The following is a 228-nucleotide window of genomic DNA, read 5'->3' as shown; positions in this document are numbered from 1 at the left end:
TAGAGGTCGTCGGCCGCGCCGGCCAGCCCCTTCGTCGCTCCGGCCGTGCCCATGTTCGTCATCCGCTCCATGCCGCCGGCGACGACGACGTCGGCCTCGCCGCTTCTGATCGCTCGCACGGCGTCACGAACGGCATAGTGATTAGCAAATCTTATTGAGAAATCCACCGAGGTGATTGTCAATCCACGATGCAGCGAAACTCAGTTTCTCGGTCAGTTGGTCGAACAG

The 228-nt window shown here is 60.5% G+C and carries 1 pseudogene; it reads right to left on the bottom strand.

The features are described from left to right. Window positions 1–134: pseudogene (locus C476_RS18055) on the bottom strand (thiolase family protein); the annotation flags it as partial. Window positions 135–228 lie beyond the last annotated feature (94 nt).

Origin of the sequence: Natrinema limicola JCM 13563, from assembly GCF_000337475.1 — an archaeon.
Taxonomy (GTDB): Archaea; Halobacteriota; Halobacteria; order Halobacteriales; family Natrialbaceae; genus Natrinema; species Natrinema limicola.
Note: the sequence above shows the minus strand (reverse complement) of the source record. Positions and strands in the feature narration are given on the sequence as shown.